The sequence below is a fragment of the Tychonema sp. LEGE 06208 genome (genome assembly GCF_015207505.1).
Taxonomy (GTDB): domain Bacteria; phylum Cyanobacteriota; class Cyanobacteriia; order Cyanobacteriales; family Microcoleaceae; genus Microcoleus.
In genome coordinates, this window is the sequence record NZ_JADEWT010000172.1 from 1 (window position 1) to 9,519 (window position 9,519).

Below are 9,519 nucleotides of genomic sequence, written 5' to 3' on the forward strand. Positions count from 1 at the left end.
GGGGAATTGGGCATGGGGCATCGGGAATTTTTTAACTACTTGTTTCTTAATTCCATCGGTTACATCCGTTACATCCGTTACAGAATCCGCTGCCGAACCCTCTTCCTTCTTCCTTCCATTCAAACATCGATCGAGCAAACGCAGCCGCCGCCACAAATTTCGATCCAACTCCAAAGTAGGATGAATACAGCGCAAAGCCTGCAAATCTCCCAACATTTGCAGAGCAAGCTTCCAGTAAGGAGCTTGCAAAATGTACCTCAATTCACTTTTGAGGCGAGTTTCCAAAGCCGGAGTTCGGCCGCTTTCCCCTTGAATGCGGTAATAAATCCCGCTTTCGGTAGCGTGGCGGATGTATTCTTCAGTTTGTGGCTCGATCGCAAATCCCAACCGCACCGCAAACCTTACAGCCCGATAAATTCGCGTCGGATCTTCAATAAAACTGTTAGCGTGCAAAACTCGAATTTGGCGCGCTTTCAAGTCTAGTAAACCGCCAAAAAAATCTAACAATTCGCCACTGCGAGGCTCTCCCAACCGCACAGCCAGAGCATTAATTGTAAAATCCCTGCGGTACAAATCTTGACGGATCGAACTAGCTTCAACTTCAGGATTTGCAGCCGGATAAGGATAAAATTCAGTACGAGCCGTAGCGATATCCAGCCACAGGGAGCCGAAAACAGAATCTTTGTGCCACAATAGCGCGGCGGTTTTAAAATCACCGTGAACGTCCAAACGCGAATCTGGGTATAGTTTTTGTAGCGATGAAGCTAACTCGACACCGGCACCGGAATCGTCGGCGCTGCGGTTTCCATCGACTACCAAATCAATGTCTGTTAGCGCCACTTTATCGTCCGTTGCTAAGAGTAAATCCCGCACTGCTCCGCCGACAATATAAAGTTGCCACCCGCGCTCTCTGGCAATATTGGCTGCGATCGACAATAACTGCCATAATTCTGGACTAATGCCCGATCGCAACAACTGTTCAACAGATTCGGGCAAGGGACAATAGGATAATTCAATATTATTTCCCCTGTCTCGCGTTTTTTGTTGGTGCAATTCCCGCAATACGTCGGTGCGAGTCACAATTCCCAGGAGTTCGCCGTTTTCCAATACTGGCAAACGCCCGATATCGTATGTCACCATTAAAGCTTCAATTTCTGGCAGCAACGTATCAGGGGCGATGGTTTTTAGCTGCGGAGTCATGTAACCCTTAGCCGGGGCGTGGCTGAAACCGTGGTGCAGGGCAATGTCAATGTCGCGGCGGGAAATAATGCCCGTCAGCCGATCGCCCGCATCGACCACAGGCAGCCCAGAATGCCCGTAACGTAGGAGGATGCGGTGAGCTTCTCCCACGGAGGTTTCCGGGCGAATGCTCCGCACTGGAGAGGACATTAACTCGCGGGCGGTGGGAGGGTGGGGAATTTGAGCTTTTAATTCATCAGCTAACTGATTTAAAATCAGCATGGGGTCAACATCGCGGGTGGCGAGGGATGCGGCGCTGGCGTGGCCTCCGCCGCCGAAAGGTTTGAACAGTTCGCTGAGGTTTGTGCTGGAAATGCGCGATCGACCGATAATAGCTAAGCGGTTGGAAACTGTCGGTTCAGCGATGTTGCGGTTGCTGTCGTTTTCGCTAAAGTTATAAACATTGCCTAAAAGTAGAGCATCGGTTTCAGTCAAATCGAGCAAGCGGGAAGCTAGGGAAGAAAGTCCGGGAACATAGTTGTCAGTAGATAGCAGCACCCAAGCTACTGTATAACCGTGCAAGGTTTCCGATCGCAAATTCTTGAGCGATTCTTGCAGCAAATCCTGCAATTGAGGAGACAAACCGGGTTCTACATACTCAGCGATGACCCCCAAACTCGCTCCCTGTTCCATCAACCACGCCAAAGCCATTGCATCTCGCGCCGTTGCGCCCTCAAAGGTGAGGGAACCGGTATCGACGTGGATACCCAGGGCCATGACTGTGGCTTCTGAAGGCAGCAGGCGGGATGCTGTGTCGCCGTTTTCTGCGGCATTTTTGAGCTTTTCCCGCAGTTGTTCGACAATTAATGTAGTGGTTGCTCCGACTGATTCTATCTGGGTGAGTGTGGCGGGTATGTCTAAATCGGCTTGCAGGTGGTGGTCGAAAACGGCTATTTGCTTGATATGTGGCAAGTCTAGCCATGCGGCGGCTTTTCCCAAACGATCGCGCTGGGAGGAGTCTACTATACTAATCGATCGAATTTGTGACGGATTGACCGATCGGCGTTCGATCAGCGGATACTCGTCCCGGTGTAGCGCCAAAAAATCCCGCACTGTGGGGTGACACCCGCCCGTCAGCACAATTCTGGTACCTGGGTGCAGCACGCACAGTCCCACCGCCGCGCCCAAGCTGTCAAAATCTGCCGTTGTGTGGCACAAAACTAAGTCCATAGCCGAAAATCCCCCTTCTCTCACTCCCACAGTAGCAATTTCTCGCGCTCTGATACGCGATCGGGCGATCGGGCTTTCACTCTTGGTTTCAGCTTAGCCCGAAAAGCCGCCAGGAATTGAAGTCCCCCTCTTATAGCGAAAGTCCTCGACCTAGAACTTCAGCTTTGAGACAGGAACTTCAATTCCTCTCGGACTGCGGGTTTGGCCTAGTTGTTGACACGGCCTAGGACTGTAACTTAACCTTTCTAGTTTTCTGTGGAGTAGCGAACAATGATAAAATTGGTCAAAATCTCAAGAGTCGCTGACTCAACCGACAATTTCTCGATCGACCATCAGGATACTGTCATTCGATTTTAGATTTTAGATTTTAGATTTTAGATTTACTCCACGGATAAATCTGCGAGCTTAAATTTTTATCTAAAATCTTGAGATATCCACTCAAAAGTGTCGGGGTACGATACCCGTTTTGGGCGGAATCAGAAACTACGATCTGGAATGTTTATCCAGATCATGGGAAACTATTTGTCAACAACGCACGGCTATATCGACAGGAGAAAAAATGTTATCAATTCTGTTTCAATTGGTTTTACTGGCTTTGGTACTGCTATCTTTTGTGATGGTAATTGGCGTACCGGTAGCCTATGCCACTCCCCAAAACTGGAGTCAGTCTAAAACTCTGATTTATGCAGGTTCTGGTCTGTGGTTTTTGCTGGTTATTGCAGTGGGCGTTTTGAACTTTTTGGTGGTTTAATATCGTCCGAGGCGATCGAAACAAGAAGGTAAAAGGTATAAGATAGAAGGCATTTATCAGAATTTTGAAGGTATCCGGCGTTCGGAAAAAGCTAAAACAATTACTGAACGCTGGATTATATGTGTTTTTGAACTTAAAATTCCGATGAGATGTTTCTGTTATATAACTTTTGCCTTCAGGTCTAGAAAAATCTAAAATCTAAAACTTGTACAACGAAGCCGAAGTATCTATAATCTAAAATTATGACAGTTTTCGAGGGAACTTTTACTCAAACAGAATCTTTGCGCTTTGCTATTGTCATCGGTCGTTTTAACGATTTGGTTGTCGGCAAACTTTTGGAAGGATGTCAAGATTGTTTGAAGCGCCACGGGGTTGATATCGATCCTCATGGGGATCAAGTAGATTTTTATTGGGTTCCGGGATGTTTTGAAATTCCTTTGGTGGCTCGCCAAGCTGCTCTTTCTCGTCGCTACGATGCGGTAATCTGTCTGGGTGCGGTGATTCGCGGCCAAACTCCGCATTTCGATTTTGTAGCTGGTGAGGTTTCTAAGGGAATTGCTGCGGCTGCTTTTCAAACAGGTGTGCCGGTGATTTTTGGGGTGGTGACGACAGACACGATGCAGCAAGCTTTGGAAAGGGCGGGAATTAAGAGCAATTTGGGCTGGAATTATGGGATGAGTGCTCTGGAAATGGGCAGTTTGATGCGTCAAGTTAATGGTTTGGGCGGAAATTCTTACGGCCAATTGGCTGCTGCGTCTGCTTCAGTGATTTCGGGTGAGGCTAATCGGGCGATCGCCCCTGATGTATCCTCGAATCAAACGGTGTAGTTTCGCCGCAGAAACCGGGTTTCTTGGAGTTTAATCGCCAGTTACGAGAAATTAAGGCAGAAACCCGGTTTCTGCAGATTACCGCCACGCCTAGAAACCGGGTTTCTTGGAGTTTAATCGCCAGTTACGAGAAATCTACAGAAACCCGGTTTCTATAGACAATAAAACCGACACCTGGCAAAAAAAATCGCCTTGTGTGGTACGAAAAAACGTTCTTAGAAATAGCGCAACACTAACAATTATTTCATCGCCTAGATACTGATTTCTGATTCGGTCGATCGGTGCGATCGCTATTTTGAGATTTTGGAGATAATCTCATAGCAAACCTCACTTCCTATGTCAAGTATTTCTGCTAAAATAGTCCAAGGAATTGTGTAATCTTTGAGCTTTCCGCATACTAATCGCCAGACAGAGGAAACCGCAACATGATCCAAACCATATCCAAAACAATCACGTTTGATGAATTCGTTGCTTGGTATCCAGAGAACTCTGTCCACAAGTACGAACTACACAATGGAGTAATTGTTGAAATGCCTTTAGGAACCGGCGACCATTCGGAAGTTACGGGTTTTATACACTCAAAACTAGCAGTTGAAATCGATCGTCGTGAATTACCCTATTCAATTCCAGGTGACTGCCTGCTCAAACTCGTCCTTAACGCATCAGGCTACCAACCAGACGTAATAATCCTAGACAGAACCGCACTTGCAAACGAGCCACGCTGGAAAAAAGAATCTGTCATCACGATGGGGTCTTCGGTGCGACTGGCTGTAGAGGTCGTCAGCACGAATTGGCAAGATGATTACCTGGTTAAAGTAGCTGATTATGAAAGACTGGGTATCCCAGAATATTGGGTTGTGGATTATGCTGCAAAAGGTGGCAGACGCTTCATTGGTAATCCGAAACAACCTACTATCTCGGTTTACCAGTTAGTTGACGGGGAATATCAAATCAGCCAGTTTCGGGGAAATGACACAGTTGAGTCGCTGGCATTCCCAGAGTTGAGGTTGACTGTCGAGCAGATTTTTCGAGCCGGTCTGCCTGCAACTGAGCCGACTTAGAAGGACTGGGGCGATCGGGTATCAAAAGGATATCAAATAAAGTCGTATTCAATACGGGCTATAATAGTTGGGTAACGTTGGGGTAAGTAAAAAAAACTAACATGAATCAAACTTCTACAGTTACGATCGCCAATACATTTTATAAAATCCTCGCAGAAATCTCTGCAAGTTCTGGAAAATCAATCCAAGCAGTTCTCGAACAAGCAATCGAACAATACCGAAGACAACAGTTTCTAGAAGCAGCAAACCAAGCTTATCTTTCTCTACGCAATAACTCTGAAGCTTGGCAAGAAGAACTTGAAGAACGATCGCTCTGGGATATCACTTTAGTTGACAGTTGACAGTATTTCCATGAAATTAGGAGACGGCATTGCCGTGTCCCTACCGAAGATAACATTGTAGGGACACGGCACTGCCGTCTCCTCATCATTCCGGTGTAACCGGATTTGATATGAATTCCCGGCTCAAATCCACGCAAACTTGCAATTTTTGAAATTGTGTGGTATCATAAAACGTTATCAAAAATATCGCAACAGCAACTAATTACTGCATGGCAACGAAGCCAACGATCGCATTTACTCACCTCGGCTGCGAAAAAAATCGCATCGATACCGAACACATGATTGGCTTGCTGGCTCAAGCGGGCTATCAAGTCGATTCTAATGAAGAATTAGCCGATTATGTTGTAGTCAATACTTGCAGTTTTATCCAAGCCGCGAGAGAAGAGTCAGTCCGCACTTTGGTCGAATTGGCAGAAGCTAATAAAAAAGTAGTCATCACTGGCTGCATGGCACAGCATTTTCAGCAGGAATTGCTCGACGAATTGCCCGAAGCCGTCGCCATAGTCGGCACGGGCGACTATCATAAAATAGTCGGCGTGATGCAGCAGGTGGAAAAGGGCGATCGAGTTTCCCTCGTCTCTAGCGAACCTACTTACATCGCTGACGAAACAACTCCCCGCTACCGCACGACATCGGAAGGTGTCGCCTACCTGCGAATAGCAGAAGGCTGTGACTACCGCTGTGCATTTTGCATTATCCCGCACTTGCGCGGAAATCAACGATCGCGCACGATCGAATCAATTGTCGCCGAAGCTAAGCAATTAGCATCCGAAGGTGTCAAAGAAATTATCTTAATTTCTCAAATTACCACCAATTACGGCAAAGATATCTACGGCGAACCGAAGCTAGCCGAACTGCTGCGCGCTTTGGGCCAAGTAGATGTACCCTGGATTCGGATGCACTACGCCTATCCTACAGGTTTGACTCCGCAAGTTGTCGCGGCAATCCGCGAAACGCCGAACGTTCTACCCTATTTGGATTTACCCCTGCAACACTCGCACCCGGAAATTCTGCGGGCGATGAACAGACCTTTTCAAGCTGGGATTAATGATGCTATAGTCGATCGGCTCAAAGCAGAAATTCCCAACGCCGTGATGCGGACAACTTTTATTGTCGGCTTCCCCGGCGAAACAGAAGAACACGCAGCACATTTGCTGGAATTTGTCAAGCGCCACGAATTCGATCACGTCGGAGTTTTCGTGTTTTCGCCAGAAGAAGGAACCCCAGCCTTCACCTTGCCCCAGCAAATACCAGCAGAAATCATGGAAATGCGGCGCAATTCCATAATGGCGGCACAACAACCTATATCATTGAAGAAGAATCAAGAATCTGTCGGTCAGGTAGTTGATGTCCTGATAGAACAAGAACAGCCAGAGACAGGTGAGTTGATTGGTAGATCCGCCAGATTTTCCCCAGAAGTAGATGGACTCGTCTATGTGACAGGAGAAGCGCGGTTGGGTTCGATAGTACCTGTGAAAATTGCGAGTGCCGATGTCTATGACCTCTACGGTCAAGTAGAAGTATAGCTCGAACTGTCCCGCCCGCCAAAGCAGCATCAGCCCCGCGCTAAGAGTGTAGCCTCGCGTCGGGATGAGTGCCAGTGAGTTGACGATTCCACTCCCGCGAGTCGAATTCCAAGCCGTGCTGTGGAACAGCGACGGGGTGGATGAGGAAACGAGCAATTCTTCTGATAAAATTAGTACATCTTGACCACCAATGCCGTAAGCGAAAACCAAGCTCAAAGGTACGTGTTGCCAGAAAAAGTATGGGTCTTGGGAACCAGGACTCCTGCCCTTGGAGGCAATGTAAGACCAATAGAATTACGGAGTTCTGGCGGCTGTTGCCAATGAATTGGGAAGCCCGTGGTGTACCGCAGGTCACCGTCGGGTAGTTCACTGTTTTGTTTCTGAATGTAAAGAGTTATGCTAATATAAAGTCAGAAACCAGCGGGGAGAATTTGAGATTGCTTCGCCGTCCGCCCTGCACGACAACGGTATCCCGAAAGAGTGTTGAGATGGATAGGCAGTAACGGTCGCTGCATCCCCTGTTGAATCCCGCAGACGACGGATTGCGGGATAGCGCCTGAACTAACAAACCTGTAACTACTATGTAGTGCAGTTCAGTGGGGCTGGTCATCATCCTCACTATAAAACGCCCTAGAGAGAAAGCTTGCAAGTACCTCAAAGGAAGTCCAATGTACTATTTTAAGAATGTTGGAAGTCGATAACCCGATCGCTGGCGGTTGGTATCGGTGATGTCACAAAATCAAAGACGGCTGTCGAATTGGTAAATTAGTCACCATCGACGGAGCTGCCCTATACTCGATTGCTATTTAAAAAGGTGCGCGCAGGCGCAGCACCACACAGAACTCATAATGAGTTCCTGCCGCCGAGCAGAAATCCGCATCCGAGTTGGGCAACTTAGAAGGCTAAGACTCGTTATTAGGAGCATTAATGAATTTATTGTTTGAAGGCTTAGGTCTTTCGGAAGAACTCGTTCTCCATCTGGAAACACTAGGCTTTACAGAACCTACTCCCATCCAAGTACAAGCAATTCCGCACTTGCTAGCAGGTCGCGACGTTGTGGGTCAAGCCCAAACAGGAACGGGCAAAACGGCAGCATTCTCGTTGCCAATCTTGGAGCGGATCGATCTAGATGTAACTGCGGTGCAAGCACTGGTGCTGACACCGACCCGCGAATTGGCGATGCAGGTAACAGAAGCTATCCGCGATTTGAGCGGTATCAGCAAGGAAGGCCCGGTAAAAGTAGGTCGCTCTCTGCAAGTTCTGACAGTGTACGGCGGTCAATCGATCGATCGCCAAATGCAGCGTTTGAAGCGCGGCGTTCACATAGTTGTCGGGACACCCGGACGCATATTAGATATGCTCAGCCGTGGCAGCCTGAAACTAGACAAAATACAATGGCTGGTTTTGGACGAAGCTGACGAAATGCTCAGCATGGGCTTTATCCAAGATGTGGAAAAAATCTTGGATGCTGCACCAAAAGATCGTCAAACGGCATTTTTCTCGGCGACGATGGAAGCTTCCATTCGGAAATTGGTAGCGCGCCATTTGCGTAACCCAGTCAACGTCACCGTCGAACAGCCAAAAGCAACGCCGAAGCGCATCAGCCAAGGCGTGTACATGATTCCGCGCGGCTGGTCTAAAGCAAGAGCTTTGCAGCCAATTCTAGAAATGGAAGACCCGGAATCGGCGCTGATTTTTGTGCGGACGCGGCAGTCGGCGGCGGAACTTACCAGCCAACTGCAAGCAGCAGGCCACAGCGTGGACGAGTATCACGGTAATTTGAACCAGGCACAGCGGGAACGCTTGCTGCATCGGTTCCGCCAATGTCAAGTCCGCTGGGTAGTAGCGACTGATATTGCGGCGCGGGGCTTGGACGTGGATCACTTGACTCACGTAATTAACTACGATTTACCCGATAGCGTAGAAAGCTACGTTCACCGGATCGGACGCACAGGCCGGGCCGGTCGCGAAGGAACAGCGATTACGCTGATTCAACCGGTCGATCGCCGGAAATTGCGTTTGATTGAACGCCACGTGCGATCGAGCTTGACAGTGCGGAACATTCCGACACGGGCACAAATTGAAGCACGTCAGTTGGAAAAAATGCAGGGTAAAGTTCGCGAAGCTTTGGCTGGCGAACGGATGGCATCTTTCTTACCTCTGGTGTCTGAGTTGTCCGAGGAATACGACTCCCACGCGATCGCCGCTGCAGCATTGCAAATGGCCTTCGATCAAAGCCGTCCTGCTTGGATGGGGGCTGATTACGCTCAACAAGAAGATCCCCCCGTTGGAGAAAACACCGTCAAGCCAATCTTGATCAAGAAGCGGGCTAAGGTGGGTGCGCCCAGCGTTGGTTCTCCTGTTCCTCAGAACAGCTAATTAGTAGGGTGCGCCTCGGCGCGCCTTATTTTCTAATTGAAAAGGTACGCACTGCGTATCTTTTTTTGATCGGAAAATTGGTTTGAAAACCCTGCGACCTGACGGGGTGACAACCCCGTTAAAACATAGACTCAATCAAGGACATAGCTCTCATACCCTTCTGAAAAAATGGCAATTTATTAGGTCTTATTTTCATTAATTCAACAACTATTTCCTGACAATATT

Annotated in this window: 7 protein-coding genes; 6 read left to right on the forward strand and 1 reads right to left on the reverse strand. The window is 48.2% G+C overall.

The window, feature by feature from the left end; translation table 11 throughout:
- Positions 1-2,409: CBS domain-containing protein (locus IQ263_RS26885; RefSeq protein ID WP_194071119.1), on the reverse strand; the 2,409-nt coding region annotated here is incomplete at its 3' end.
- 559 nt (positions 2,410-2,968) lie between these two features.
- Between IQ263_RS26885 and psbZ the strand changes: the two genes are divergently transcribed.
- The 6 genes from psbZ (at position 2,969) to IQ263_RS26915 (ending at position 9,294) form a co-directional block, all read left to right on the forward strand.
- The gene (gene psbZ / locus IQ263_RS26890) at positions 2,969-3,160 is read left to right on the forward strand and encodes a photosystem II reaction center protein PsbZ (protein ID WP_194011167.1); all 192 of its coding nucleotides are present in this window, start codon (positions 2,969-2,971) and stop codon (positions 3,158-3,160) included.
- Positions 3,161-3,402: 242 nt separating this feature from the next.
- Positions 3,403-3,987 carry a 6,7-dimethyl-8-ribityllumazine synthase gene (gene ribH / locus IQ263_RS26895; RefSeq protein WP_194011166.1) on the forward strand — a complete coding sequence of 195 codons (585 nt, stop codon included), beginning with the start codon at positions 3,403-3,405 and terminating at the stop codon, positions 3,985-3,987.
- Between the two features lie 425 nt (positions 3,988-4,412).
- Positions 4,413-5,048 carry a Uma2 family endonuclease gene (locus tag IQ263_RS26900; protein ID WP_194071120.1) on the forward strand — a complete coding sequence of 212 codons (636 nt, stop codon included), beginning with the start codon at positions 4,413-4,415 and terminating at the stop codon, positions 5,046-5,048.
- Positions 5,049-5,149: 101 nt separating this feature from the next.
- Positions 5,150-5,389 (forward strand): toxin-antitoxin system protein, encoded by a 240-nt coding sequence (locus IQ263_RS26905; protein ID WP_194071121.1) that lies wholly within the window; start codon positions 5,150-5,152, stop codon positions 5,387-5,389.
- Between the two features lie 209 nt (positions 5,390-5,598).
- Positions 5,599-6,915 (forward strand): 30S ribosomal protein S12 methylthiotransferase RimO, encoded by a 1,317-nt coding sequence (gene rimO / locus IQ263_RS26910; protein WP_194071122.1) that lies wholly within the window; start codon positions 5,599-5,601, stop codon positions 6,913-6,915.
- A gap of 927 nt (positions 6,916-7,842) precedes the next feature.
- A complete protein-coding gene (locus IQ263_RS26915) occupies positions 7,843-9,294 on the forward strand; it encodes a DEAD/DEAH box helicase (protein WP_194071123.1) in 1,452 nt (483 codons plus the stop codon).
- Positions 9,295-9,519: the final 225 nt, after the last annotated feature.